25 protein-coding genes are annotated in these 26,194 nt (G+C 71.7%); 13 read left to right on the top strand and 12 right to left on the bottom strand.

Going from position 1 to position 26,194, the window contains the following annotated elements; translation table 11 throughout:
• Positions 1-4: 4 nt before the first annotated feature.
• Genes cydC through V5P93_RS00560 form a run of 3 tightly spaced genes read right to left on the bottom strand, consistent with a single transcriptional unit; the run spans position 5 to position 5,660 of the window.
• Positions 5-3,172, bottom strand: a complete 3,168-nt coding sequence (cydC, locus tag V5P93_RS00570) for a thiol reductant ABC exporter subunit CydC (RefSeq protein WP_374065137.1) — start codon at positions 3,170-3,172, stop codon at positions 5-7.
• Complete coding sequence (cydB, locus tag V5P93_RS00565) at positions 3,169-4,176, bottom strand: cytochrome d ubiquinol oxidase subunit II (RefSeq protein WP_104483394.1); 1,008 nt, start codon at positions 4,174-4,176, stop codon at positions 3,169-3,171. The genes cydC and cydB overlap by 4 nt, the downstream gene beginning before the upstream one ends.
• Before the next feature lie 11 nt (positions 4,177-4,187).
• A complete protein-coding gene (locus V5P93_RS00560) occupies positions 4,188-5,660 on the bottom strand; it encodes a cytochrome ubiquinol oxidase subunit I (RefSeq protein WP_104483395.1) in 1,473 nt (490 codons plus the stop codon).
• A gap of 106 nt (positions 5,661-5,766) precedes the next feature.
• On the opposite strand from V5P93_RS00560, the gene V5P93_RS00555 reads away from it, so the two are divergent.
• The 3 genes from V5P93_RS00555 to V5P93_RS00545 are packed head-to-tail and all read left to right on the top strand — an operon-like array spanning position 5,767 to position 7,774.
• The gene (locus V5P93_RS00555) at positions 5,767-6,363 is read left to right on the top strand and encodes a TMEM165/GDT1 family protein (protein WP_245931791.1); all 597 of its coding nucleotides are present in this window, start codon (positions 5,767-5,769) and stop codon (positions 6,361-6,363) included.
• 14 nt (positions 6,364-6,377) lie between these two features.
• Positions 6,378-6,875, top strand: a complete 498-nt coding sequence (locus V5P93_RS00550) for a hypothetical protein (protein WP_104483396.1) — start codon at positions 6,378-6,380, stop codon at positions 6,873-6,875.
• A 23-nt stretch (positions 6,876-6,898) separates the two neighbouring features.
• On the top strand, positions 6,899-7,774 hold the full coding sequence (locus tag V5P93_RS00545) for a hypothetical protein (protein ID WP_104483397.1): 876 nt from the start codon (positions 6,899-6,901) through the stop codon (positions 7,772-7,774).
• Between the two features lie 39 nt (positions 7,775-7,813).
• Here the strand turns inward: V5P93_RS00545 and V5P93_RS00540 are convergent, their stop codons facing one another.
• Genes V5P93_RS00540 through V5P93_RS00530 form a run of 3 tightly spaced genes read right to left on the bottom strand, consistent with a single transcriptional unit; the run spans position 7,814 to position 10,555 of the window.
• Positions 7,814-8,494, bottom strand: a complete 681-nt coding sequence (locus V5P93_RS00540) for a helix-turn-helix domain-containing protein (RefSeq protein ID WP_104483398.1) — start codon at positions 8,492-8,494, stop codon at positions 7,814-7,816.
• Between the two features lies 1 nt (position 8,495).
• Positions 8,496-9,692: a fumarylacetoacetase gene (gene fahA, locus V5P93_RS00535; protein ID WP_104483399.1), complete on the bottom strand. Its 1,197-nt coding sequence runs from the start codon at positions 9,690-9,692 to the stop codon at positions 8,496-8,498.
• Entirely contained in the window at positions 9,689-10,555 is an 867-nt protein-coding gene (locus tag V5P93_RS00530) for a hypothetical protein (RefSeq protein WP_281261703.1), read from the bottom strand. Before V5P93_RS00530 ends, fahA begins: the two co-directional genes overlap by 4 nt.
• A 93-nt stretch (positions 10,556-10,648) precedes the next feature.
• Between V5P93_RS00530 and V5P93_RS00525 the strand changes: the two genes are divergently transcribed.
• The 3 genes from V5P93_RS00525 (at position 10,649) to V5P93_RS00515 (ending at position 14,596) form a co-directional block, all read left to right on the top strand.
• A complete protein-coding gene (locus V5P93_RS00525; RefSeq protein ID WP_104483401.1) occupies positions 10,649-11,824 on the top strand; it encodes a homogentisate 1,2-dioxygenase in 1,176 nt (391 codons plus the stop codon).
• 76 nt (positions 11,825-11,900) lie between these two features.
• Positions 11,901-13,703, top strand: a complete 1,803-nt coding sequence (locus V5P93_RS00520) for a substrate-binding and VWA domain-containing protein (RefSeq protein WP_104483402.1) — start codon at positions 11,901-11,903, stop codon at positions 13,701-13,703.
• Positions 13,704-13,858: 155 nt separating this feature from the next.
• Positions 13,859-14,596 carry a hypothetical protein gene (locus V5P93_RS00515; protein WP_104483431.1) on the top strand — a complete coding sequence of 246 codons (738 nt, stop codon included), beginning with the start codon at positions 13,859-13,861 and terminating at the stop codon, positions 14,594-14,596.
• 50 nt (positions 14,597-14,646) lie between these two features.
• Here the strand turns inward: V5P93_RS00515 and V5P93_RS00510 are convergent, their stop codons facing one another.
• Positions 14,647-15,759 (bottom strand): hypothetical protein, encoded by a 1,113-nt coding sequence (locus tag V5P93_RS00510; protein WP_104483403.1) that lies wholly within the window; start codon positions 15,757-15,759, stop codon positions 14,647-14,649.
• Between the two features lie 1,339 nt (positions 15,760-17,098).
• On the opposite strand from V5P93_RS00510, the gene V5P93_RS00505 reads away from it, so the two are divergent.
• Genes V5P93_RS00505 through V5P93_RS00495 form a run of 3 tightly spaced genes read left to right on the top strand, consistent with a single transcriptional unit; the run spans position 17,099 to position 19,072 of the window.
• Positions 17,099-17,833 (top strand): DUF2470 domain-containing protein, encoded by a 735-nt coding sequence (locus V5P93_RS00505; protein WP_104483405.1) that lies wholly within the window; start codon positions 17,099-17,101, stop codon positions 17,831-17,833.
• A gap of 10 nt (positions 17,834-17,843) precedes the next feature.
• Entirely contained in the window at positions 17,844-18,650 is an 807-nt protein-coding gene (locus tag V5P93_RS00500) for a CPBP family intramembrane glutamic endopeptidase (RefSeq protein WP_104483406.1), read from the top strand.
• On the top strand, positions 18,638-19,072 hold the full coding sequence (locus V5P93_RS00495) for a hypothetical protein (protein ID WP_104483407.1): 435 nt from the start codon (positions 18,638-18,640) through the stop codon (positions 19,070-19,072). The genes V5P93_RS00500 and V5P93_RS00495 overlap by 13 nt, the downstream gene beginning before the upstream one ends.
• Here V5P93_RS00495 and V5P93_RS00490 read toward each other — a convergent pair.
• Positions 19,052-19,471, bottom strand: a complete 420-nt coding sequence (locus V5P93_RS00490) for a hypothetical protein (RefSeq protein WP_104483408.1) — start codon at positions 19,469-19,471, stop codon at positions 19,052-19,054. The two genes, V5P93_RS00495 and V5P93_RS00490, sit on opposite strands and share 21 nt — an antisense overlap.
• Positions 19,472-19,553: 82 nt before the next feature.
• Between V5P93_RS00490 and ligD (V5P93_RS00485) the strand changes: the two genes are divergently transcribed.
• Both ligD (V5P93_RS00485) and ligD (V5P93_RS00480) read left to right on the top strand, forming a co-directional pair.
• Entirely contained in the window at positions 19,554-21,005 is a 1,452-nt protein-coding gene (gene ligD, locus V5P93_RS00485) for a non-homologous end-joining DNA ligase (RefSeq protein ID WP_104483409.1), read from the top strand.
• Complete coding sequence (gene ligD / locus V5P93_RS00480; RefSeq protein ID WP_104483410.1) at positions 20,998-21,909, top strand: non-homologous end-joining DNA ligase; 912 nt, start codon at positions 20,998-21,000, stop codon at positions 21,907-21,909. Before ligD (V5P93_RS00485) ends, ligD (V5P93_RS00480) begins: the two co-directional genes overlap by 8 nt.
• Here ligD (V5P93_RS00480) and V5P93_RS00475 read toward each other — a convergent pair.
• Together V5P93_RS00475 and V5P93_RS00470 are read right to left on the bottom strand one after the other, a co-directional pair.
• Positions 21,906-22,148, bottom strand: coding sequence for a DM13 domain-containing protein (locus tag V5P93_RS00475; RefSeq protein WP_245931792.1), 243 nt, complete (start codon positions 22,146-22,148; stop codon positions 21,906-21,908). The two genes, ligD (V5P93_RS00480) and V5P93_RS00475, sit on opposite strands and share 4 nt — an antisense overlap.
• 21 nt (positions 22,149-22,169) lie before the next feature.
• The gene (locus V5P93_RS00470; protein ID WP_245931793.1) at positions 22,170-22,469 is read right to left on the bottom strand and encodes a hypothetical protein; all 300 of its coding nucleotides are present in this window, start codon (positions 22,467-22,469) and stop codon (positions 22,170-22,172) included.
• 115 nt (positions 22,470-22,584) lie between these two features.
• Here V5P93_RS00470 and V5P93_RS00465 point away from each other — a divergent pair, with 115 nt between their 5' ends.
• Positions 22,585-23,820: an arginine deiminase gene (locus V5P93_RS00465; RefSeq protein WP_374065136.1), complete on the top strand. Its 1,236-nt coding sequence runs from the start codon at positions 22,585-22,587 to the stop codon at positions 23,818-23,820.
• A gap of 345 nt (positions 23,821-24,165) precedes the next feature.
• Positions 24,166-24,699, top strand: coding sequence for a ferritin (locus V5P93_RS00460; RefSeq protein ID WP_104483411.1), 534 nt, complete (start codon positions 24,166-24,168; stop codon positions 24,697-24,699).
• Between the two features lie 61 nt (positions 24,700-24,760).
• Here V5P93_RS00460 and V5P93_RS00455 read toward each other — a convergent pair whose 3' ends face one another.
• A complete protein-coding gene (locus V5P93_RS00455) occupies positions 24,761-25,093 on the bottom strand; it encodes a DUF952 domain-containing protein (RefSeq protein ID WP_104483412.1) in 333 nt (110 codons plus the stop codon).
• Complete coding sequence (locus tag V5P93_RS00450) at positions 25,090-26,046, bottom strand: DUF5926 family protein (RefSeq protein ID WP_104483413.1); 957 nt, start codon at positions 26,044-26,046, stop codon at positions 25,090-25,092. The genes V5P93_RS00455 and V5P93_RS00450 overlap by 4 nt, the downstream gene beginning before the upstream one ends.
• Positions 26,047-26,194: the final 148 nt, after the last annotated feature.

The raw sequence follows: 26,194 nt of genomic DNA, 5'->3' as shown, positions 1-26,194 counted from the left end.
AAGGTTACGTCCCCACTGCTTGGCGGATAGCGCCCCCGTTCACCTCTAGGACCAGATCGGCTTGCCGGGCCTCTTCGGGGCGATGCGTCACGTGGACCACGATGCGGTCGGACAGCGCTTCCCTAACCGTGGCCAGGACGGCGTTCGCGGTGGGGACGTCCAGATGCGCGGTGGGCTCGTCGAGCAGGACGACGTCGGCGTCGGCGAGCAGGGCGCGGGCGAGCGCGATCCGCTGGCCTTCGCCGCCGGAGACGGCGGTGGCCTGGGCTTCGAGGTCGAACCCGGGCAGCCCGGCCCGGGTCAGCGCGTCCGCGAGGACGGAGTCGTCGGCCTCGGGGGCGGCGAGGCGGAGGTTCTCGCGGACGCTGGTCGAGACGAGCATGGGCTCCTGCGGGCACCAGGCGACGGTCGCGGGACGGGTCAGCGTGCCGCGTTCGGGGCCGAGGAAGCCGAGCAGGAGGGCGACCAGGGTCGACTTGCCGGAACCCGACGGTCCCACGACGGCGACGTGGGTTCCGGGGTCGACGCGCAGGGTGACGTCGGTGAGCGCGGGCTTGCCGGTGCCGGGCCAGCGCACGTCGACGCCGTCGAGACCGATGTGGTCGGTACGCCGCGGTTCGGTGGCGACAGCGGGTTCGGCGCCTTCCAGGGCCAAGACCCGTCCGTGGGCGGCTCGCAGCGCGGCCAGGTGGGTGACCGCCGGTGGCAGCAGCGCCAGCGCCTCGGCCAGGGCGAGTGGGACCAGTGCGACGATCGGGACGAGCACCGGATCGAGGTGGGCTTGCGTGGCGAGGTAAGTGCTCACTACCGCCGCCAGACCCAAGGCGAGCGTGATTAGCGCAAGAGCCGCACCCGCGCCTACCGCCTGCCTCTTAGCGATCCGGGCGAGATCGGTGTCCGCGTCAGCCAGTGCCTTCCGACGCGCGGTGTGCCTACCGAACGCGATGAGGTCCGCTGCGCCTTCCAGGAGGGTCAGGACTCCGGCTGCGATCGTGCGACGTCCGTCGGCCATCGCCGTAGTCGCACGACGCTCGACCGCCGCAGCGACCAATGGCGCCCCGATTCCCGCGACAGCGACCGCGATGGCAAGCACCAACCCGGCGCTGGGAAGCACCACCGCCTGAATGACCACTGCCGCGACACACGCGCCTAGAGCGACCAGCGGCGGCACGATCACGCGCGGGGTCAGGTCTCGGACGGTGTCCACGTCGTCCACCAACCGTCGCAGCCCTTCGCCTCGGCGCAGTCCGAGGGTCCGCGCGGGACCGATCGCCACCAAGGCGTTCCAGAGCCGCACCCGCAGCGCGGTCGCGGTCCGGAAGGCCGCGTCGTGCACGGCGAGCCGTTCGACGTAGCGCAGCGCGGCCCGCCCGAGCCCGAACGTCCGCACGCCGACCACGGCGACGGACAGCGCGAGGATCGGCGGCTGCTGCGCGGCCTTCGCGATCAGCCACGCGGACAACGCGGTCAGCACGACCCCGCAGACCAGCGCGGCCGACCCGAGCGCCGCCCCGGCCAGCAGCCGCGGGGTGACCAGCGTGCGGTTCCGCACCACGGCCTCCGGCGCCCGCACCACCTCGACGACCTCGTCTTCGGCGGCAGGCGCGGCCGTGCCCTCGACCACCCGGTGCGTCGCCATCAGGACGGCGACCCCCTGGTCCGCCACCTTGTGGATGACCCGCGTGACCCGCGCGGCGGTGGCCGGGTCGAGGTGGGCTGTGGGTTCGTCGAGGAGGAGAAGCCGGGTCCCGGGCCGGGCCAGCGCCCGCAGCAGCGCGACCCGCTGCCGCTCCCCGACCGAGAGCTCGTCCACCCGCCGGTCGAGGAAATGCTCGATGCCCAGTTCGCCGGCGAGACCCCCAGGCTCGCCGACGGCCTCACGAACGGTTTCCTCGGCGAAGGCGGGCCGCTGCGGTACCCACGTGACGATTTGTCGCCAAGTCGACATGTCGAGATCGGCCAGCGGCACCCCGTCGACCAGCACGACCCCCGACGCGGGCGCCACGAACCCGAGCAGCACCCCGAACGCGGTCGACTTCCCGCTCCCGCTTGGCGAATCGAGCCGGACGACCTCGCCCGGCCGGACCACCACCGACAGCCCGTCCGGCGCGAACCCCCCGCGCCGCGCGACCCGGAGGTCGGAGATCCGCAGCTCGGCGAACCCCTCGACGGGCCGATCACCCGTCGACACGGGCGCGCTCGGGACCTCGGCGACGCGGCGGACGGCTTCGAGACCGTCCTCGCTGGCGTGGTGCGCGGCACCCGCCGCGCGCAGCGGCAGGTAGCACTCCGGGACCACGATCAGCACGAACAGCCCCACGAACAGCGTGAGGTCGCCCGTGACCAGGCGGAGGCCGATCACCACCGCGACCAGCGCCACCGACAGGGTCGCGACCAGTTCCAGCGCGAACGCCGACGAGAACGCCACCCGGAGCACGCCGAGCGTGCCGCGGCGGTGCGCCTCCGAGACCTTGCGGACGGTCTCCGCCTGCGCCGACGCCCGGCGGAACGCGGTGAGGACCGGCAGCGCGCGGACCAGTTCCAGCAGGTTCCCCGACAACCGCTCGGTCGCGGCGGCGGCCGGTCCCACGCGGTCCTCGGTGTAGCGGCCGATGACGATGGCGAACAGCGGGATCAGCGGCACGGTCAACGCCACCACCAGCGCCGACGGCCAGTCCACCGCCAAGACCACCGCGCCGACCCCCAGCGGCGCGACGGCCGCGGTGACCAGCGCGGGCAGGTACGTGCCGAAGTAGGCGTCCAGCGCGTCGAGCCCCCGGGTCGCCAGCGCGGTCAGCTCCCCCGCGCCCCGCTCGGCGATCCACTCCGGCCCCTGGGCCAGCGCCCGGTCCAGCAGGACACCGCGCAGCTCCTCCTTCGCCCCCGCCGCGGCCCGGGCCGCCACGACCTGCGTCGCCCAGCCCAGCAGCGCGCGGACGAGCACGGCCCCGGTCAGCACCGCCAGCTCGGTGGTCGGCGACCTGCCCGCCGTCAACGCAGCGGCCAGAGCCCACGCCTGCACCACTACGGCAACTGCGGTGAGCACCGCGAGAACACCGCACAGGGCCAGTGCCCGGCGCGCTGACGGGGACAACCCCGGCAACGCGCCGAGCGGGCCCCTCCCGGGACGACTGGCGGGTCGAGACTTCCCAGGAGAGATCTTGGCGGTCACGGCACGTGCACCGGCGGGATGTGCGCCCGGCTGACCCGCTTGCGGAAGACCCAGTACGTCCAGCCCTGGTAGACCAGCACGGCCGGGGTGCCGAACAGCGCCACCCAGCTCATGACCTCCAGCGTGTACGGGCTCGACGCGGTGTCGGCCACGGTCAGCGAATTGGCGGCGTCGATCGTCGACGGCAGCACGTTCGGGTACAGCGCCCCGAACAGCGTCACCACGGTCGCGGCCACGGCCACTCCGAGCGCGGAGAACGCCTGCCCGTCACGCCCGGCGCGCAGCCGCGCCACGGCGGTCGCGGCCGCCACGACCACGACACCCAGCGGCACCCACGTCCACCCCGAACCCTCGCGGAGCTGCACCAGGACCAGCAACGCGGCCAGCGGCAGCAACGCGACCGGCGCCCAGCGGGCGGCGAACCGGCGGGCCCGCTCGCTCAGCTCGCCGTCGGTCTTCAGCGCGGTGAACGCGGCGCCGTGGACCAGGGCGAACCCGGCGACGGCGAGCGCGCCGAGCAGCGTCGGCAGGGTGATCGCGGCGAACGGCGAGCCGACCCGGTTGCCCTCGGCGTCCAGCGGCAGGCCGAGCACGTTCCACGTCAGCACCAGCCCCACGCCGAGCGTCGCGACCCACGACGAGGTCGTGATGACCAGGTCCCAGTTGCGGCGCCACCGGACGCTGTCGACCTTGCCCCGGTACTCGAACGAGACACCGCGGCAGATGAGCGCGACCAGGAACAGCAGCAGCGGCAGGAACGCGGAGCTGAACAGCGAGGCGTACCAACCGGGGAAGGCGGCGAAGGTGGCACCACCGGCGACCAGCAGCCAGACCTCGTTGCCGTCCCACACCGGTCCGATGGTGTTGACCATGACCCGGCGGTCGGTCTCGTCCTCGGACAGCACCGGGAGCAGCATGCCGACACCGAAGTCGAAGCCCTCGAGGAACAGGTAGCCCAGCCACAGCAGGGCGATGATGCAGAACCAGAGATCCGCGAGATCCACTGTGGACTCCCCTAGTACGCGAACGCGAGTCGGTCGTCGGACTTCTCGCCGTCGGGCTTCTCGGGTGGCATGACCCCGGCCACGCCGCCGCGCACGTAGCGGGCGAGGAGGAAGACCTCGAGCACCGCGAGGACGCCGTAGAGCAGGGTCAGCGTGATCAGCGACGTCCACGCCTCACCGGTGGTCAGCGCCGAGACGCCCCGCGCGGTGAACATCCACACCCCGTCCACACCGGACGGGTTGGGCACCACGACGAACGGCTGGCGCCCCATCTCGGTGAAGATCCAGCCGAAGCTGTTGGCCAGGAACGGGGTCGCGATGCCCGCCAGCGCCAACCGCGGGAACCACCTGGTGCGCGGGATGCGCCCGCCGCGGGTCAGCCACAGCACGGCCAGGCCGACCAGCGCGCCGATGGCGCCGAAGCCGATCATCAGCCGGAAGCCCCAGTAGGTCACCGGCAGGTTGGGCACGTAGTCGATCGGCTTGCCCGACAGCTCACCCAACTGGGGGTCGACCGGGTAGTTGGTGCCGTAGCGCTGCTGGTACTCGGTGACCAGGTCCTCGATGCCGCGCACCTCGGTGCTGAAGTCGTTGTGCGCCAGGAAGGACAGCAGCGCGGGCACCGTGATCGACTTGACGTTCTCACAGTCGGGCCTGCTGACGTCGCCGATCGCGAAGATCGAGAACGCGGCGGGCGCCTCGGTGTGGCACAGCGCCTCGGCGGCGGCCATCTTCATCGGCTGCTGCTCGAACATCAGCTTGCCCTGCACGTCACCGGTGATCGCCAACCCGGCGAAGGCCACCGCGCCGACCCAGGCGCCGAACTTCACCGACGCCCGCCACACGGGCGCGTCGTCGTCGCGCCGCCGCCACAGGTGCCAGGCGGCGATGCCGACCAGGAACGCGCCCGCCACGGCGAAGGTGCCGAAGATGGTGTGCGGGATCGCGGCCAGCGCGGTGTTGTTCGTCAGCACCGCCCAGATCGAGGTCAGCCGCGGCTTCCCGTCGACGAACTCGACGCCGACCGGGTGCTGCATCCACGAGTTCGCCGCGAGGATGAAGTACGCCGAGACCATCGTCGCCAGGCTGAACGCCCAGGCGCACGCCAGGTGCACCCGCTTGGGCAGCCGGTCCCAGCCGAAGATCCACAGACCGAGGAAGGTGGACTCGACGAAGAAGGCGACCAGCCCCTCCATCGCCAGCGGCGCGCCGAACACGTCGCCGACGAACCGCGAGTAGGCGCTCCAGGACATGCCGAACTGGAACTCCTGCACGATGCCGGTCACCACGCCCATGGCGAAGTTGATCAGCAACAGCTTGCCCCAGAACTTCGTCATCCGCAGGTACTTCGGGTTCGCCGTGCGCACCCACGCCGTCTGCATCCCGGCGACCAGCAGCGAGAGGCCGATGGTCAGCGGCACCATCAGGAAGTGGTAGACGGTGGTGATGCCGAACTGCCACCTCGCCAGATCTAGTACGTCCACGTGGATGAATATCGTCCTCCGCGCGACCCAGCTAAAGGCGCGCGAGTCCTCTTGAGACGGGACGTAGGTCCCGTGAGCGGCGCCACCCCCGCCTAGTGTTCACCGCATGGGAACCGCCCTGATCGCCCTGGCCGCGGCCTTCGCGCTGGTGCTCGTCGTGGAGCTGCCGGACAAGACGCTGGTCGCCACCCTGATCCTCACGACGCGCTACCGGCCGTGGCCGGTGTTCGTCGGGGTCAGCGCCGCCTTCGCCGTCCAGTGCCTGATCGCCGCGGCCTTCGGCGGCGTGCTGACGCTGCTGCCGGACCGGGTGGTGGCGGGGGTGGTCGCGGCGCTGTTCGCCATCGGCGCCTTCCTGCTGCTCAAGGAGGGTTTCTCGAAGGCGGAGGAGGAGGTCGAGGACGCGGGCCCGACCGCCCCGGTGTCCTTCCGCCGAGTCGCCCTGACCTCCTTCGGCGTGCTGTTCGCCGCCGAGTGGGGCGACGCGTCCCAGATCGCCACGGCCGGGTTGTCGGCCCGGTACGCGGAGCCGTTCTGGGTCGGCCTCGGCGCGTGGCTGGCCCTGGTGTCCGTGGCGGGCATCGCGGTCCTGATCGGCCGCAAGATCGCCGAACGGATCAAGCCGCACCTGATCCAACGCGTCGCGGGCGTCGTCTTCGCGGCGTTTGCCCTGTTCGCGACCTACGAGGCCCTCTTCGGCTGAGCTAGGGTCGCGGCGTGATCCACCGAGTCTGGGGGGCCATCGCCGTTTGGGCGGTCGGCCTGCTCGTGCAGATCGCCGAGTCGCTGTGGACCCTGCACCACTGGGACGCGGCGACAGCGGTCATCCGACGCAAGCACCTACCCGACGCCGACCTCGGCGAGGCCGTGGCGCAACTGGACACGCGGGTATCGGTGTTCGTCCTCGCGGTGTCGGTGGTCGGCTTGGCGGTGCTCACCGGCTTCGTCCAACTCGGACGTTCCCTGGTAGCAGCCTGGCTGACCACCGTCTACGCCCTCCCCTTCATCACCGTCGGCGGCTGGCGCGAGTACTGGGCCATCACCCGGGACGCGGCCACCGACAACGACTTCGCCCCCACCGCGGACCCGGGCATGCCCTGGGGCCTGCACCTGGGCGGCCCGATGCTCGTCCTCGGCGCCCTGGCGACAGCGGTCCTGCTGGTCATCTGGGCCCGCCACAGCGACCACCGGTCCAGGATGGGTGCCCACACCTGATCGCACCGAGGAGCGCCGAGCACGTGCCGAGCCCAGGCGGGGACACCGCGGTCCACATCGACCAACTCGGGCGGCTCGGCCCCGTGCTCGGGCGAGGCGGTCAGGCCATCGTCTACGCACTGCCCGACTACGGACTCCCCGACGTACCCGGCGGCCTGGTGTTCAAGCACCACCGCCGGGTTCCGGACTCCGCCGCGGACCTCGTGGCCCTAAGGGCCGAACTCGACCAGCCGTCACGGGCTTGGCTCGACCGGATCACCACGTGGCCGGTGCGCGTCGTCCGACGCGGAGTCGACACCGTCGGAGTCGTGGTACCGCGAATCCCCGACTCCTACTTCGACGACATCACGCTGCCGTCGGGGAACCGCAAGAAGGCCCCGCGCGAGGTGCAGTACCTCTTCGTCGAACCCGCCCGGATCGGCCGCGTCCTGCCGACGGCGACGCAGCGGCTGCTGGTGTGCGCGGACTTCGCGGACGCCCTGGACTTCCTGCACGTCCTCGGCATCGTAGTCGGCGACATCAACCACCGTGACGCCCTGTACCGGCTCAGCGCCCGGCCCATGGTCATGTTCACGGGCGGCGACGAGATGCGCCCCACCGGCTCGACAGCCACCACCCGCCAGATCGACAGCCCCGACTGGGACCCACCCGAACACCACGACGGGCTCAGCCAGGCCACCGATCTCTACAAACTCGGACTCTTCGTGCTGCGCACCCTGACGCCCGGCGTGCTGACCTCGACGAAGCGAGACCCGGTGGCCGCTGCGGGAGTCCTCGACGCCGCTGGACTCGACATGCTGACGAGGGCCTTGGCGGACCGCCCGGCGCACCGACCGAGCGCCCACGCCTGGGCCACGTACCTCAACGGCCTGCTCGCCGACCCCACCCGCCGGGCCTGACCTGGTGCGCCTTGGTCGGTCCGACCAAGGCGCACCAGGTCAGCGCAGTGCTTCGGCGATGGCGGCGGCGGCCTGCACGACCCGCGGGCCGACCACGGTCCCGTCCAGCGGTTCGAACGTCACCACGCCCACGCTCGCCCGCAGGTCGGTCACCCCGCGCACGGGGGCCGCGATCCCGTAGGCGCCCGGCTGGAGTTCGCCGACCGACCCGATCCAGCCCTGGTCGCCGGGCCGCAGCGTGATCGCCTTGCCCGCCGCGCCCTTGAACAGCGAGTGCCTGGTCCCCACCCGGTAGGCCACGTGGTAGGTGGTCCACGACGGCTCCACCACCGCGATGGCCTGGGCCTCGTCCCCGTCCGCGACGGTCAGGTGCGCCGTCGCGCCCACGGACTCGGCCAGCTCGCGCAGGGCGGGCAGGGCGGCCACGCGGAGCTGGGGCGCCACCTTCGCGGCCAATTGCAGCAGCCCGAGCCCGAGCCGGACCTTGGAGCCCTCCCGGCGCACCAGGCCGCGGGCCTGCAACGGCACGAGCAACCGGTAGACCGCGGCCCGGCTGGCGCCGATCGCAGTCGCGAGGTCGCTTATGGTCGGGGCCTCGGTGTCCGAGTCGGCCACCGCCTGCAGGAGTGCCAGGCCGCGGTCGAGGGTCAGCGAGCTCTCCTTCGCGACCGGGGAGCTCGTCTGGCGGGTGACCGGACCCGTCGACCGGATGCCTGGCACGTCAGTCCTCCGCCGCCACGATGGTGCCGACGACCTCGGACAGGCCGATGACCGATCCGTCCGGGCCGGGGGCGGTGGCGGTGATCGACACCGTGTCACCGTCCACCAGGAAGGTGCGCTCGGTGCCGTCGTCCAGCTTGAGCGGTTCCTTGCCGCCCCAGCTCAGCTCCAGGAAGGAGCCGCGCTGGTGCTTCTCCGCGCCGGAGACGGTGCCGGAGGCGAACAGGTCCCCGGGGCGGACGGTGGCGCCGTTGACGGTCATGTGGGCCAGTTGTTGCGCGCACGAGAACGCCATGTCCGCGAACTCGGGCCGGGACACGACCGTGCCGTTCCACTCCACCCGCAGGTGGATGTCGAGGCCCCAGTCGGCGTCCTCGACCAGGTACGGCAGCCGGGGGTGGCCCGGGTCCGGCACCGGCACACGCGCCGCGGTGAAGGCCTCCAGCGGGGTGATCCACGCGCCGATCGACGTGGCGAACGACTTGCCCAGGTTCGGGCCGAGCGGCACGTACTCCCACGCCTGGATGTCGCGCGCCGACCAGTCGTTGACGACGGCCACGCCGAAGATGTGCTCCGCCGCCGCCGAGGTCGGCACCCGCCGGGCGACCGGGCCGCCGCAGACGAAGCCGATCTCCGCCTCGATGTCCAGCCGGACGCTCGGGCCGAACACCGGGGCGTCGTCGCCCTTGCGCTGGCCGTGCGGGCGGACCACGTCCGTCCCCGAGACCACGATGGTCCCCGAGCGGCCGTGGTAGCCCACCGGCAGGTGGCTCCAGTTCGGGAACAGCGCGTCGCCGTCGGGGCGGAAGATGCGGCCGACGTTCTCCGCGTGGTTGCGCGAGGAGTAGAAGTCGACGTAGTCGCCGACGGTAAAGGCCAACCGCGTGCGGGTCTCCGCCAACGGCAGCAGGACTGCACCTTCCGGCGCCGCCGTCGCGTTCACCAGCTCACCCAGCCGCGCGCGCAGTGCCGACCAGGCGGACCGCCCGGCGGCGAGCAGCGGGTCGAGGGAGTCCGCCGACACCAGCTCCGCCAGCTCGGCGGTGAACTCGTCGGCGATCGGGCGCAGCGGCAGCGCGTGGTCGCCGACGCGCACGGCGACGGCGGGCCCGTCCGCGGTCTCCACGACGCCGTAGGGCAGCGTCTGCGGGCCGAACGGCCGGTCGGCGGCGAACTCGGGGTCGTCGATCCAGCTCACAGCAGGCCCAGCCCTTCCAGGTCCTCGACCGGCTCGCTCAGCGAGCACGACCCGTACGAGCCGAACACCGCGCGCACCGCGTGCGCGGCCTGGTCGGACAGGCCCTTGGCCTCCTCGGCCAGCACGGCGCCGTCGGTCTCGGCCAGCGCGCCGCGCACGTCGCCGCCCGCGAGCAGCCGGGCGGTGGCGACCAGCAGGTTCAGGAACCCGTGGTGCTCGAACCCGGTCTCGTGGTCGGTGTGCCGGACGGCGTTGTGCAGGCCCGCGGTGGCCTTGAACGACGCCTCCCCGGAGCTGATCACCGCCAGGAAGTCGGCGACCTCGGCCACGCTGGGGAAGGCCTCGCGGCTCAGCCCACCGCAGCGGATCTTGGGCCAGCTGCCGTGGTCGACGACCCGGCGGATGCCCGCGAGCCACTCCTGGCCGCCGCGGCGCGGCTCGACCACCCGGATGACGTCCTCCGGCACGAACTCGCTGACCCGCTCCAGCCACACGTCGTCGACGTCGGAGGGGGCGGGCATCTCGACCATCCGCAGCGCGAGCAACTCGGCTCGCGACTCGACGATCGACAGCGCCTTGGGCACCCCGCCCAGCCCGGTGTCGATCACCAGTGACAACGCCACCGGTTTGGTGGGTTTCGCCTTCACCAGTTCGGTGATCAGCTCGGGGAGTCGGGAGGCCTGGCACAGGAACAGACCCATCACGCCCGCGTGCTCGCCCTCGCGCCCTTCGAGGTGCATGCGCACCGCGTCGGGCATGGGCGCGTTGCCCGGGGGGAACAGTGCTGCGTCGTCGACAAGCCGCGCGAACAGCGGCGGAATGCCTCGCGGACCGGGCGCTGGGAGGGGAGCTGCGCTTGACACGGCTGACACGCTAGTAGCGTACCGCCAACTGAACAAAGATGTCCGCTTTCCGGACAGAATTTCGGTACACCTCGCTCGGATCTCGGAGGAGCAATGCCGCACTACCGCAGCGTCGGGGAGATCCCCCGCAAGAGGCACACCCAGTTCCGGTCCCCCGAGGGCAAGCTCTACGCAGAAGAGCTGATGGGCGTGGAGGGCTTCTCCTCGGACTCCGCGCTGCTCTACCACCGGCACCTGCCGACGGCGATCGTCAACGCCGAGGTCGTCGAGGACTTCCGCGGCCCGCTGGTGCCCAACCACCCGCTCAAGCCCCGGCACTTCCGCAGCCAGGACCTGAAGTTCGCCGCCGACACCAACGCGGTCACCGGTCGGCGGACGCTGTTCGGCAACGCGGACGTGGTCATCGGGTTCGTAGTGGCGACCGCGCCGAGCCCGCTCTACCGCAACGCGGTCGGCGACGAGCTGTTCTACGTGCAAGGCGGCTCCGCAACGGTCGAGACGGTCTACGGCGCACTACGCGTCGCGGACGGCGACTACCTGGTCATTCCCACGTCGACCACCTACCGCGTGGTGCCCGACAGCGAGGTCCGCCTCTTCATCGTCGAGGCCGCAGGCCACATCGGCCCACCGAAGCGCTACCTGTCGACCAAAGGCCAGTTCCTGGAGCACTCCCCCTACTGCGAACGCGACCAGCGCGGGCCGACCGCGCCGCTGCTGGTCGACGGCGAGGACGTCGACGTGCTGGTCCGCCACCGCGCGGGCCTGACCAGGTTCACCTACGCGAACCACCCGTTCGACGTGGTCGGCTGGGACGGATGCCTGTACCCGTGGGCGTTCCACATCAGCGACTTCGAGCCGATCACCGGCCGGGTCCACCAGCCGCCGCCCGTGCACCAGACCTTCGAGGGCCCGAACTTCGTGGTGTGCTCGTTCATGCCGCGCAAGGTCGACTACCACCCCGACGCGATCCCGGTGCCGTACAACCACGCCAACGTCGACTCCGACGAGCTGATGTTCTACGTCGGCGGCAACTACGAGGCGCGCAAGGGCTCCGGCATCGGCATCGGCTCGCTGTCGCTGCACCCCTCCGGCTTCACCCACGGCCCGCAGCCGGGCGCGGCGGAGGCATCGATCGGCGCGGACTTCTTCGACGAGACCGCAGTCATGGTCGACACCTTCCGCCCGCTCGACCTCGGCGAGGCCGCCGCGGACAGCGAGGACCCGCGCTACGCCTGGTCGTGGAGCAAGCGGGGACCCGATTGGGCCTGACGGGCTAGCCTGTGGACAACTCCCGGCCCCGCACCCCGCGCTGACCCCATAATGGCGGTCTACCAGGGGAGGCCGGATGACCAGCGCTGGGTCGAGCAGACGCAAGGTGATCTCGTTCGTCGTAGCCGTCGCGCTCGCGATCGGGCTCATCGTCGGTCTGCGCCTGCTCACCTCGACCTCGGACGAGACGGCGGCCGAGCCGACCAAGTGCGCGGGCGACTCGGTGCAGCTGCGGGTGGCGGCCTCGCCGGAGAAGGCGGGGCTGCTGCAGCAGCTCGCGGCCGACTACAGCGGCCGCACGGTGGCCGGGCGCTGCGTGGACGTGCTGGTGCAGGCCAAGAGCTCCGGCGCGGCGATGCAGGCGCTGGCCCAGGGCTGGAACGAGGCGGTCGACGGGCCGCGCCCGGACGTGTGGACGCCCGCCGCGTCGGGGTGGGTCACGCTGCTGCGCCAGCGGCTGATCAAGGCGGACCGGTCGGGCGTGGTCACCGACGCCAAGCCGGAGTCGATCGTCACCGCGCCGCTGGTGATCGCCATGCCGCGGCCGATGGCCGAGGCGCTCGGCTGGCCGGACAAGCCGCTGGGCTGGCGCGACCTGGTGGCGCTGGCGGGCGACCCGGCGGGCTGGGCCAAGTACGGGCACCCGGAGTGGGGCGCCTTCCGGCTGGGCAAGACCAACCCGAACCTGTCCACCTCGGGCCTCAACGCCACGATCGGCGCGTACTTCGCGGCCACGGGCACGTCGTCGGACCTCACCGAGAACGTGCTGAACCAGCCGGACGTGCAGGCGTTCGTGCGCGGGGTGGAGCAGTCGATCGTGCACTACGGCGACACGACGCTCACCTTCCTCAGCAACCTCCAGCGCGCCGACGACCGGGGCGCGGCGCTGTCGTACATCTCCGCGGTGGCCGTGGAGGAGAACTCCCTGGTCGCGTACAACCAGGGCAACCCGACGGGCAACCCGGCGACGCGCGGCCAGCACGGCAAGCCGAAGGTGCCGCTGGCCGCGATCTACCCCAGCGACGGCACCCTGGTCTCCGACCACCCGTTCACCGTGCTCGCCTGGGCCGATGACACCCGCAAGCAGGTGGCCGCCGACTTCCTGGCCTACCTGCGCGGCGCCGACCAGCAGAAGCGCTTCGCCAACGAGGGTTTCCGCTCCTTCGACGGCAAGGCCGACGGCGAGGTCAACCGGGACAACGGCGTGCTGCCCGATGTGCGGCTCAACGCGCTGACCCCGCCCGCGCCGCCGGTGCTGGACAAGCTGCTCACGTCGTGGGGGCAGCTGCGCAAGCAGGCGAACGTGCTGCTGGTGGTCGACGTGTCCGGCTCGATGAGCAGCGATGTGCCGGGCACCGGCAAGACCCGGCTGGACCTGGCCAAGCAGGCCGCGATCAACTCGCTGAGCCAGTTCGCGGACACGGACAAGGTCGGCCTGTGGATGTTCTCCACCCGCCTGGACGGCGAGAAGGACTACCTGCAACTGGTGCCCACCGGTCCCATGTCGACCAACCGCGAGCAGTTACGCGGGCGGCTGGAGGGACTGGTGCCGACCTCGGGCACGGGCCTGTACGACACCGCCCTGGCCGCGCACGAGTACCTGAAGGCCAACCTGGACCCGAAGGCGATCAACGCGGTCGTGGTGCTCACCGACGGCAAGAACGAGGACTCGAACGGCATCGTGCTCGACGACCTGCTGGGCCGGTTGCGGACGGAAGGCGGCAACGACGCGGTGCGGCTGTTCACCATCGCCTACGGTGGTGATGCCGACCTGTCGGTGCTGCGCCGCATCGCCGAGGCGACCGACGCGGCCGCGTACGACTCGTCCAAGCCGGACACGATCGATCAAGTATTCACCGCCGTCATCTCCAACTTCTGATTCACGCGAAAAGCCAGGGATTCACCAACAAGAATGGCGGGAGGTGGTACCGGGTGTCGGAAAGGCAACAACCCGGTATTGGTGCCGACCAATGCATCGGGTCGTGCGCCTAGGATCATTCGTCGTCATCACCCACCGCTTGGCGAGAGATGGGCATGAGCTACGCGAGAGAACTGGCGGACCCGTGGGGTCTGTTGCTGGCAGCCAGCGCCACGGGGGTGGCCTGGGCCATCCACTTACCGGTCGCGGCCACCCTCGGTGTCGGGGTGGTCGTCCTGGCCGCCCGCGCGGCCGTGGCGGGCTGGTCGTCGCGCGTGGAGGAGGTACCCGAGCCGCGGGTGATCGAGATCGAGGCGGACACCCCGGAGGCGCAGTGGCTGCTGCGGGCCGCGGGCGCGCAGGAGGACTTCGCCTCGATCGCCGGGTCGCTGGCCGCGGGTCCGCTGGCCGACCAGGTCAACGGCATGGCGGGCGGCATCGACGACACGGTGCGCGGGCTCAACCGGCTGGCCAGCCGCGCGGTCACCACGGGCCGGGCCATCGCCCGCCTCGACCCGGCCGCGCTGGCCGCCGACGAGCGCAGGCTGCTCAAGGCCCGCAAGCAGGCGGGCAGCGGGGTGCGCGCGGAACTGGACCGGTCGCTGGAGTCGGTGCGCTCGCAGTTGGCCGTGCACGAGCGGCTCACCGCCGCGTACGAGCGGCTGATGGCGCAGTTGGAGTCCGGCACGATCGGCCTGGAGGGTCTGGTGGTCCGCGTGGTCGAACTGTCGGCCACCACCGCCGACTACCCGGCGGTCGACGGCAACCTGATCACCGATCTGACCGACCAACTCGAAGGCATCCGCGCGGGTGTCGCCGAGACCGAGGAAACCGTCCGCCGCACGGTCGGCTGAATCGAATTACCCGGGCGGGAATCGATGTCTGATTTCCGCCTGTTGGATGGTCATTCGCCGAAGTTCGCGAGGGCGACGAACGGGTATCCCGGAATACCGACGACCGCTCGCTTTCCGGCGGCCGGGGTGCCCGCGGTCCACAGGGTGCCGGTCTCGGTGATGTTCGCGCGGAGGGCGTGCCCGGCCCGCGGCAGCGTCACCGAGACCTCGCGCCCGCCGGGCAGCGTCGCCCGCCCGGCCACCGTCTCGCGGCGGGCCTCGGTGAGGTCGGGGAGTTCGACGGGCACCGACGTCCACGGGCCGTCGGCGAGGTGCCGGTCGACCTGGAGCCAGAACCGCAGCCGCCGCACGCGCCAGGCCAGCAGTCCGACGATGGCCAGCGTGCCCGCGAAAACGCCGACCGCCAACCCGACCTGGTCGGCCTTGATCCCCCGGTTGAGCAGGTCGACCAGCACGATGCCCGCGAAGACGAGCAGCAGGATCGGCGTCACCAGGTCCGTCCGCGACCGCTTCCGCGGCGCCGAGATGACCCGGGAGAGAACCGCGTCCCCACTAGCCAGCGGGATGCGCACCGGCGCGGTCTGCGCCACGTCGATCTCGACCTCGTCGGTGAACCCGGCCGGGCTGACCCGTGCCTGCCCCAGCGGCAGCACGAGCCCGGCGGACCGAATCGCCACCCACCCCTGCGCATCGGGCCCGACCAGCCAGATCTTCCCCGTCCGCGCCAAAACCTGCTGCGCCGCCCAAGGCAACAACGGCGCCAGGAGATGCACCGGCTCCTCCCCCTCGGCCCGCACCAACAACCGCGCCTTCGGCAACACCCCCCGCCGCGGCCGAAACACCTTCACCGAAGCCACCCGCCACGGCTGAGCGCGGAGCAGGCGCCCCGCGGGCCCGATCCACAACCCGGTGACCTGCAACGCGAGCACGGCGGTGAACAGGAACGCCGCCGCGCAAACCCCAAGCACCACAACCCCGATCCACCCCGCGCCCACCATCGCGAGCCACACCGAGGGCACCCCCAACACCACACCGGCCAACGGCAACCCGATCAACGGCATCCGCAACCCCGACAGCGCCCGCCGCGTAGCCGGGTCGGCAACCGCCACCCCGTCAACCGGCGCCTCAACCACCGCCGCCTCCCGCTGGCTGGCCTTCCCCATCACCCCTCCATCCGCCGACGCCAGCGCAGCCTAGCCACCACCCACCCCACGACACCCACTCAGCCAACCCACCCCCACACCCCCAGCCAGCCCAAACCCCACCAGGACAGGCTCCGCCCTCAGCCCCTCCCCGCCCTCCGCCACCACCTCGCGGGTTGGCATGGCGGAAGACGCCGCCGGCACCCCGCCCTCACCCCACCCTCGCCCCCCCACAGCCGCCTCGTCTCCACATCCCACCGCACCACCCAGCCCCACCAAACCCACGAACCATCGCAACCTCAACCAGTCCCCGCCCGCTCCCCTCCACCCCACCAACCCCTCACCCCCGACCGCCTGGTCCTCACATCCCGCCGCACTCCCCGCAGCCCTGCTCTCCCCTACGCACAGCAACCCGCGCCACCCCCACAGACCGCCCGGCAACCTCCCCGATCGAGTGCTTTCCATCCACACCCCCAGCCCCCTCATCCCCCAACCCCCTCCCCACCTGGGCTTTCTCCAACCACGACTTATCCACATCCCCCACACCCATCCACAGCGAATCGCCAACCCGTTTCCCCCGCCCCGCCGCCGATAGACTGGAACAGGGCCGTCCCCCAGAGGAAGGGCGGGGGCTGCCCTCGTGGGGTTCGGGCGTCCTCGCGGGTTCGGGCGTCCTCGCGGGTTCGGGCGTCCTCGCGGGTTCGGGCGTCCTCGCGGGTTCGGGCGTCCTCGCGGGTTCGGGCGTCCTCGCGGGTTCGGGCGTCCTCGCGGGTTCGGGCGTCCTCGCGGGTTCGGGCGTCCTCGCGGGTTCGGGCGTCCTCGCGGGTTCGGGCGTCCTCGCGGGTTCGGGCGTCCTCGCGGGTTCGGGCGTCCTCGCGGGTTCGGGCGTTGCAGAGCCGGGAGCCGGGAGCCGCACTTCCCACGGCAACCCCGCGGCAACAAGCGGGCCAACACCGACAACTCCGCATTGCCCGCCGCTCAAGGCAAAGCACCGACCGCGATGGGCCGCTGCTTGCCCGGTTCGCATGCGCAGTGCATCCTGATCGTGACTTTCGGTTGTCCGCCCCGCGCGGCCCGACCGATCACCGACCGCATGTTGCAATCAGCCTTTCCCTGTCTCAACTGCTGGAATATCCGGCTACCCACGCACGGGGCCCAAACCCGGCGCTAGGCTCGTTCGGCCCGGGTGATGCCCGCCTGCGGGAAGCCGGGCGTGCCAACCGATCGGTGGGAACAGCGAATCTCCGCTTCCCTTCGGGGCCAACCGCAAGTTAGGGTGACCTAACCACAGGAGGTGGACGTGACCAGAACGGACGCGCCGCGTCCCCCGGCCCCGCACCCGGCCGAGCGGGCTCGGACGATGGCCACGTTGGGTGGCCGGGCGACGCTCGTCCCCGCCGCCGAGGTGGCCGAGGCCGAGTCGGCCGATCGGGTTTCCCCACTGCTGCACCACGTGCACTGCGACGGCTCCGTGAGCGTCCTGCTGCCCGCCGACCACCACCTGGTCGCGACCGCGTGGCAGGCACCGCGGGGGGAGGTGGCGACGATGGTCGAGTTGGCCGACGCCGCTCCCGTCCCGTTGCGCGAGCCCATCCGCGGCCTGCTCTGGATCACCGGCTGGCTCCGCGCGCTCAGCGACGACGAGGCGCGCGAGCAGGCCGTCCTGGTCGCCGACGACCGCCCCGACCCGCGGCTGCTCGACGTCGGCCACGGTGCCACGCTGCTGCGCCTGGTCCCCGCCTCCCTCGTCCTCGCCGACGCCGAGGGGTCGCACTCGGTGTCGCTGGCCGCCTTCGCCGAGGCCGAGCCCGACCCGTTCGCCACCTTCGAGGCGGGCTGGCTCCGCCACCTGGAGCTCTCGCACACCGACGTCGTCGGCGCCCTGGTCCGCCACCTCCCCGAGGACCTGCGCGGCGGCCACGTCCGCCCGCTCGGCCTGGACCGGTTCGGCCTGCGGCTGCGGGTCGAGGCCATCGACGCCGACCACGACGTGCGGCTGGCCTTCTCCCGCCCGGTGCGCACGCCGGGTGAGCTCAGCGCCGAGCTGCGCCGCCTGGTGGGTTGCCCGTTCCTGGCGGCGCGCCGCACCGGGTAGCTTCCCGCTGGTGGCGAACCTGCGGGCGTGGCTCGCGCCGGAGCGACCCGGCGACGACCTGATCACCGATCCCGAGCAGCGGCGGCTGGTGCGGATCGAGCTGCTCATCGTCTTCGCCGTCACCCTCGGCCTGTCCGGGCTGAGCAGCCTGCTGTCCCTTGTGGACGCGCTGCTGCAGCCGGTGGCGCTGGACCAGCAGTCGGTCGCGATCAACGTGCCGCAGGCCGACATCGGGCTGATCGACCTGCTCAAGCAGCTGCTCGGCGTGGTCCGGCTGACCGCGTGGGGCGCGTTGGGCCTGTACCTGCTCTACCGCGCGGGCACCCGCCTGCCCGCGATCGGCCTCGACGGCACCCGCAAGGGCCGGGACTCGGCGGGTGGTGTCGGCCTGGCCGCCCTGATCGGCCTGCCCGGTCTGGCGTTCTACCTGGTCGCGCACGCCATGGGGCTCAACCTCGCGGTCGCCCCGTCGACCCTGGACGACTCGTGGTGGCGCCCCGTCGCGCTGACGCTCCTCGCGGCGGGCAACGCCTGGGCCGAGGAGGTCCTGGTGGTCGGCTACCTGATCACCCGCCTGCGCCACCTCGGCCTCAAGGAGAACGGCTCGCTCGTCTTCGCCGCCGTCCTGCGCGGTTCGTACCACCTCTACCAGGGCTTCGGCGGCTTCCTCGGGAACGTCGTCATGGGCCTGGTCTTCGGCCGGGTGTGGCAGCGCACCAACCGGTTGTGGCCGCTGGTCATCGCGCACACCCTGCTCGACTTCATCGCCTTCGTCGGCTACTCCCTGCTGCGCGGGAAGGTCTCATGGCTGCCGTGACCCGGATCGCCGCCGTCGCGCTCCTGCTGCTCGCGACCGCCTGCGACAGCGCACCTCCCGCACCCCGGAAGTCGGGCACCGGCGAACTCCGCACCGACCTCGACCCGCTCGTCAAGCGCTTCCCGGCGCTGGCCGGGGCCACAAAAGCCGTGTGGATGTCCGGCACCCTGGGCGACGACCGCGTCCCCGGACCGTCCACGTACTGGATCGACGCGATCGTCACCCTCCCCCAGACGACGATCACCGACGGGGATGTCCAAGGCACGGAAACTCCCGCCGTCGTCGAAGGTCTCCGGGGCCACCTCCCCGCGGGCCCCTACCGAACCGGCAAGTCCCTCGACGCCATGTTCTCCTCCCAGGGCTGGCAGACCACGGCCTACCTGGTCGAGAACACGGTCGTCCTAGTGGCCACCGGCCAGTAGCCCCACCCCGATCGACACCACCCCGACGGCCAGCGACACCGCGCCGAGCCAGATCAACGCGATCAGCCGGTTCGGCCTGGTCACCTCGCCGCGCCCCATCGACGAGAAGAAGAACCCGGCGGAGATGAGCGCCGCCGCGACGGGCACGCCGAGCCGCGCGGCCCACCCGATCGCGCCGTCGAGCCCGGCCGCGTCGGCTAAGAGCAGGCAGACGAGGCCGAGGGTGACCAGGACGCCGGCGTGCGCGTGCCCCGCGCGGGCGAACTTCTGCTGGAACGGCGTGAGCTTCTGCTGCCCCCGGGCCACGCGCATGAGGAACCAGCCGCCGAACTCGATGCCGACGATGGTGAGCAGGACCGCGCCCGCGAGGTAGCGGCTGGGATCGGTGAGGGTGATCATGCCAGAAATATTACATCGTTACGTAACAGTGTTTCAAGAGTTTAGGCTGGCGGGAGGCCGTCGGTCCGGGTAGCAAGGGGCCATGGCCGGGCTGGGCGAGTACCGACGCAAGCGGGACGCGGGGCGCACCCCCGAGCCCGTGCCCGCCGGTGACGCGCTCCCGCGGGGCGACGACGACACCTTCGTCATCCAGGAGCACCACGCCAGCAGGCTGCACTGGGACGTGCGCCTGGAGCGCGACGGCGTGCTGGTGAGCTGGGCCGTGCCGAAAGGGCTGCCGACCGAACCCGGCGACATCCGGCTCGCCGTGCACACCGAGGACCACCCCATGGAGTACGCGACCTTCGAGGGCGAGATCCCGAAGGGCGAGTACGGCGGCGGTCGCATGTTCATCTGGGACCGGGGCACCTACGAAACGGTGAAGTGGAGCGACCGCGAGGTGGCGGTGGTCTTCACCGGCGAGCGCGTGCGCGGCAAGTACACGTTCTTCCGCTCGGGCCGCTCGGACAAGGACTGGATGGTCCGCCGCTCCGACCCGCCGCAGCGCGACGACTGGGTGCCGCTGCCCACCGCGTTCGAGCCGATGCTCGCGGTACCCGGCCAGTTGCCGCGACCGGAGAACGACGACGACTGGGCGTACGAGTTCAAATGGGACGGTGTCCGCGCGCTGGCCCGCGTGGCAGGTGGACGCATCCAGTTGTTCTCCCGCAAGGGGAACAACATCACCGACAGCTACCCCGAGCTGCGCGCGCTGGGCGAGGAGCTGGGCAGCACGCAGGTCTGGCTCGACGGCGAGGTGGTGGCGTTCGTCGACGGCAAGCCGTCGTTCCCCGCGCTGCAGAAGCGCATCCACGTCGACCACGAGCGGCTGACCCGCAAGCTGGCCGCCGAGTACCCGGTGACCTACGTCGTGTTCGACGTCCTGCACCTCGACGGCCGCCCGTGCCTTGACCTGACCTACGCGCAGCGCCGGGAACTGCTGGTGGGCCTGGGCATCCGCGGCCCGCACTGGAACACCTCACCCAGCTACCCCGGCGAGGGCCCCGCGGTGCTGGAGACCTCCCGCGACCAGGAGCTGGAGGGGGTGGTCGCCAAGCGGCTGGCGTCGCGCTACCTGCCGGGCAGGCGCGGCGCGGACTGGCTCAAGATCCCCAACATCCGCACGCTGGAGGTGGTGGTCGGCGGGTGGACGCCCGGGGAGGGCAAGCGCAGCGAGGCGTTCGGGTCGTTGCTGGTCGGCCAGCCGTCCGCGGCGGGGCTGCGCTACCTCGGCCACGTCGGCACCGGGTTCACCGACGAAGCGCTACGCCTGTTGACGACCAAGCTGCACCGCCTGGGGCGCAAGACTTCGCCGTTCCACAACGAGGTTCCCACCGACCGCGCCCGGGTCGCGCACTGGGTGCGGCCGACGCTGGTCGGCGAGGTGGTGTTCCTGGCCTGGTCGGCCGACGGCAGGCTGCGCGCGCCCTCCTGGCGCGGGCTGCGGGTCGACAAGGCACCGTCGGACGTGGAGAGGTGGACCGGCGATGGCTGAGGACGTGCTCGTCGACGTCGACGGCAGGCGGTTGAAGCTGACCAACCTGGACAAGCTCCTCTACCCGGACGACGGCTTCAGCAAGGCCGACGTGATCAACTACTACAGCCGCGCGGCCCCCGTGCTCACCCCGCACCTGCTCGACCGCCCCGTCACCTTCCGCCGCTTCCCCGACGGCGTGGCCGCGCCGGGCTTCTTCGAGAAGAACGCCGCCCGGCACGCCCCGGACTGGATCCGCACCGTCACCATCGAGACCCCGGGCAGCTCGACGGGCGCGGAGAGCCTGGACTTCGCGCTGTTGGGCGACCTGCCGTCCCTGGTGTGGGCGGCCAACCTGGCGGGCCTGGAACTGCACGTTCCACAGTGGACGATCGGACCGCGCGGCGGCAAGCAACCACCGGACCGCCTGGTGTTCGACCTCGACCCGGGCCCACCCGCCACCGTCGTCGAGTGCTGCGCGGTGGCCCGCCGCCTGCGCGACCTCCTGGCCGAGGACGGCTTCGAGGCCATCGCGAAAACCAGTGGTTCCAAGGGAATGCAGCTCTACACCGCGATCACCACGACGTCGACCACCCGCCCGTCGGAGTACGCCAAGGCCCTCGCCGAGCGGCTGGAGCGGGAGATGCCGGAGCTGGTCGTCTCCCGGATGGCGAAGAACCTGCGCCCCCGCAAGGTCTTCATCGACTGGAGCCAGAACAACCCGCACAAGACCACCGTCGCCCCGTACTCCCTGCGCGCCCGCCCCCTCCCCACGGTCTCCACCCCCCTGACCTGGCCCGAAGTCGAGCGCTGCCGCAAACCGGCCGACCTGACCTTCACCGCCGACGACGTCCTGGACCGCATCGACGACCACGGCGACCTCTTCGCGCCCCTGCTCACCAAGGGCCCCCGCCTCCCCCGCTAGAGCTCCAGCGGGGCGGAGCCGAAGGCGACGTTGAACCGGTCGCACCATATGACGACGCTGCGCAGGCCCTTGAGGTCCGCACCGGCCGGGATGGGGTAGTTCTGGTTGCCGTCGGTGGCCTTCAACTCGCCCAGTGGGACCGTGCGGGCGTCGTCGTAGGCGTGCCAGCCGGCGCCCGCGGGGGTCTCCGCCAGCCACACGTGCACGTCCGGGCCGTCGGAGGTGGAGAAGCCCTCCAAGCGCAGGACGCGGGCGCCGCCCTATTCGAGCACCCGGGCCACGCCACTCGTCGGGTGTTCCTGGCTGACGAAGGAACCCTCGGCGAGCACCCGGGGACCCGTCGGCACGGTCGTGGTCGTCGTGGTTGCCGTGGTTGCCGTCGAGGAGGAGGTTGCGGGTGCGCTGGTCGCGGGCGGCTGGAACGCATCGGGCAACGCCTCGTCCACCGTGCTCCGGGTGAACAGGCGCCACGGTTCGAAAGCCCACAACCCCACCGCCAGGGCCACCACCGCGACAACAAGTCCAACTCGAACCACTCTTCTACGCAACAAACCACGCATGCAATCCATCCTTTGCTTAACAAACCGGCAGCAAGCACGGCGATCTGCGGCTTTCTTCGCCGTTTCACCCGCGCGCAGGCGGCGGTTTGCGAATTCACTGGCTACCCTCGACCCCGTGAGCGACCACATCCCGGACGTCCCCGATGCCGACCTGCCCGCACCCCGGGTGGACAGCGAAGTCGGACCGCTGCGCACGGTGTTGCTGCACCGGCCCGGCAACGAGCTCAAGCGTCTCACCCCGCGCAACAACGACCAACTGCTGTTCGACAGCATCCCGTGGGTCGACCGCGCACAGGATGAGCACGACGCTTTCGGCGAGGTGCTGACCGGGCGCGGGGTCGAGGTGATGCTGCTGTCGGACAGCCTGGTCGTGGCGCTGGCCGACGAGCGGGCGCACGCCGCCGCCGCGGCCACCGCCGTCGACCGGCGCAGGCTGGGCACCGAGCTGGCCGACGCGCTCAGCGCCTACCTGTCCACTGTGGACGCCAAGGGTCTAGCCGACGTGCTGATGAGCGGCATGACCTTCGAGGAACTGCCCGCCGCCGAGGGCGCGTCGCTGGTGCGCAAGATGCACCACCCGCACGACTTCGTGGTCGACCCGCTGCCGAACCTGCTGTTCACCCGCGACTCGTCGGTCTGGATCGGCGACCGGGTGGCCATCGCCTCGCTGGCCATGCCCGCGCGGGCCAGGGAGACCGCGCTGCTGGACCTGATCTACGCCTACCACCCGCGGTTCCGCACGGCGGGCCGCGCGTACGGCGCGCACTCGGCCCCCGTCGAGGGCGGCGACGTGCTGCTGCTGGCCCCCGGCGTGATCGCCATCGGGGTCGGCGAGCGCACCACGCCCGCGGGCGCCGAGTCGCTGGCCCGCTCGGCCTTCCGCGACGGCCTGGCGCACACCGTGCTGGCCGTGCCGATCGCCCAGGACCGGGCCACCATGCACCTGGACACCGTGTGCACGATGGTCGACCGCGACGCCGTGGTCATGTACCCGGCGGTGCGCGACACGCTGCGCGCCTACTCGCTGCGGCCCGACGGCGCGGGCGGCGTGCGGGTGGACGGGCCGGAGCCGTTCCTCGACGCGGCGGCGACCGCGATGGGCATCGACCGGCTGCGGGTCATCGACACCGGCCTCGACCCGGTGACCGCCGAGCGCGAGCAGTGGGACGACGGCAACAACACCCTGGCCGTGGCGCCGGGCGTGGTCGTGGCCTACGAGCGCAACGTGGAGACGAACGCGCGCCTGGAGGACGCGGGGATCGAGGTGCTGCGGATCAGCGGTTCGGAGCTGGGCACGGGTCGCGGCGGGCCGCGGTGCATGTCCTGCCCCGTGCACCGGGCAGCGCTCTAGGGGTCAGGCGAGCAGCCACCGGAGCGTGAGGAACGCGAGCGTCCCGAACACCACGAGCAGCGCGCTCGCGGCCGCCGCGGGCCAACGCCAGTCGGACTCCATATCGCCACGTACCTCCTCAGCAGAACTGACCGGCCGATCCTTCCACCTCGCGGGCGGATGCGCAGCGTGGAAGACTTACCCGATGCGGTGAACTCGACCGCCGAAGTTAGGAATGCCTATCCTTGTGGTTAGGCACGCCTATCCTGAAAAAGCAATTCCAAGGCTTGCCTAACGTGATCGAAATAGCCTGCCACCCGGGTGATTAAACGCGTCAAAAGCGCTATTCCGGGGTAGGTTCGAACCATGACCTCCAAGTTCCACAAGCTTCTGCAAGCGCAGGTGCGCAACGAGTTCACGGCGTCGCAGCAGTACATCGCGCTCGCGGTGTGGTTCGACGGGCAGGATTTCCCCAGGCTGGCCAAGCACTTCTACCGGCAGGCGCTGGAAGAGCGCAACCACGCCCTGATGATCACCCAGTACATGCTCGACACGGGCCACCAGGTCACCGTGCCGGGGGTGGACGAGGTGCGCAACGAGTTCGCCGAACCGGCCGAGCTGATCACGTTGGCGCTGCAGCAGGAACGCGCGGTCACCGACGAGATCATCGCGCTGGCCAAGGCCGCGCGCGACGAGGACGATTACAAGGGCGAGCAGTTCATGCAGTGGTTCCTCAAGGAGCAGGTCGAGGAGGTCGCCGCCATGACCACGCTGCTCAACATCGTCAAGCGCGCCGACGGCAACCTCTTCGACGTGGAGAACTACCTGGCCCGCGAGAGCGTCGGCGACGGCGGTTCCGACGACCCGCTGGCCCCGCGCGCCGCGGGTGGCGCGCTCTAGCCCCATAACGCGAAATCAGGGGTGGCTCACCTGGGTGAGCCACCCCTGATCGTATTTGCGACTAACGGTGCGCGACCGAATCCGGCAGGGTGAACGTGCCGTCCGCGCGCGGCGGGAACGCGTGCACCGCGACCACCGCCGCCGCCGGGATGGGCCCGTAGACGTGCGGGAACCACGGACCGTCCGGGATCGGCGGGTCACCGGGCTCCCAGCGCACCGGGACCCCGAGCCGGGCGGTGTCGATCTCCAGCAGGAGCAGGTCGGTGCGACCCGCGAAGAGCCGGTTGGCGGGCATGTGCACGGTGCCCGGGTCGGCGCAGTGCACGAAACCGGGCCCGTCCGGGCGCACCTCGGCCGCGGGCCAGTCCGCCGCGGGCCGGATGTGCAGGATCATCGGATGGTGATCTGCCTGCCCAGCAGGCCGTCGCGGGCCCGGCGCTCGTCGGAGGTCAGCGGCTCGTCGGCCAGCGAGGCCAGGGCGGCCGCCAGGCGGGTGCCGAGCTGCTCGACGGCCGCGGTCCACTCGCGGGCGTGCGACTCGCGGTCGAGGTCCCACACCGGCACGAGCAGGCCGTGCGCGCGGAAGGAACCGGCGTACCGGGAGCCCTCGCCGAGCAGCAGCTCGCCGCGGGCGTGCAGGCGGGCCAGGGCGGCGAGCAGCTCCTCCTCCGGCTCCGGGCGGACCCAGCGCAGGTGGGCGCGCTCGCCCGCGTCCACCCAGTAGGCGGCGGGGCCGATGCGCTCGGTGGGCAGGATGGCGCTGTTCGCCCGTTCGAGCGATACCGCGACCTCGCCGGTCGGCTCGCTGCCCTCGGGCATCCACCAGCCGAAGTCGGCGTGCACGACGGCCTCGATGGCGGCGTCGACGTCGACCAGGTCCTGCAGCCGCTCGGGCTGGTCGCCGGGGTCGGTGTCCGGTCCCACGACGCCGAGCACGTCACCCGGCTTGGCGGTGAGCACCCAGCGGACCGCGCGGGCCAAGTCGCGGCTGACGTCGCTGGAGCGGGTCTGCACCTGCAGGCCGACGTAGGCGACCCCGTCTGCGCGCACCAGCGCGGCGGCGGCCATCGGCAGCACGGTGCCCAGCACGACCTCGCGCTCGGCCCCGACCAGCGGCAGCACCGCGGTACCGGACGGCACGAACTCGCGCAGCGCGATCAGCTCGCACTCCGCGGCCAGCCCCTCGAACGGCCGCGCCACGGGGATGTCGACGGCGCCGCCCTCGGCACCGTGGCAGGCCTTGTAGCGCTTGCCCGACCCGCAGGGGCAGGGCTGGCGGGGGCCGATGCCCGACGCGTCCGGTGCCTTGGGCGTGCGGGCGTTCTTCACGGCGGATCGCCTGGACATCGCGCGGACTCCTCGTGGATAACGGTGAGCGATGCGGTGGACGCTACCCAACGGGGTCCGACCACCCGACACGGGTGCGCCCGCGGCCGCACAATGGGCCGGTGACGTTCAACCCAGCGGACCCGGGGTTCATCGCCGACCCGTACCC

The organism is Actinokineospora auranticolor (genome assembly GCF_041897805.1).
Lineage (GTDB): Bacteria > Actinomycetota > Actinomycetes > Mycobacteriales > Pseudonocardiaceae > Actinokineospora > Actinokineospora auranticolor.
Note: the sequence above shows the minus strand (reverse complement) of the source record. Positions and strands in the feature narration are given on the sequence as shown.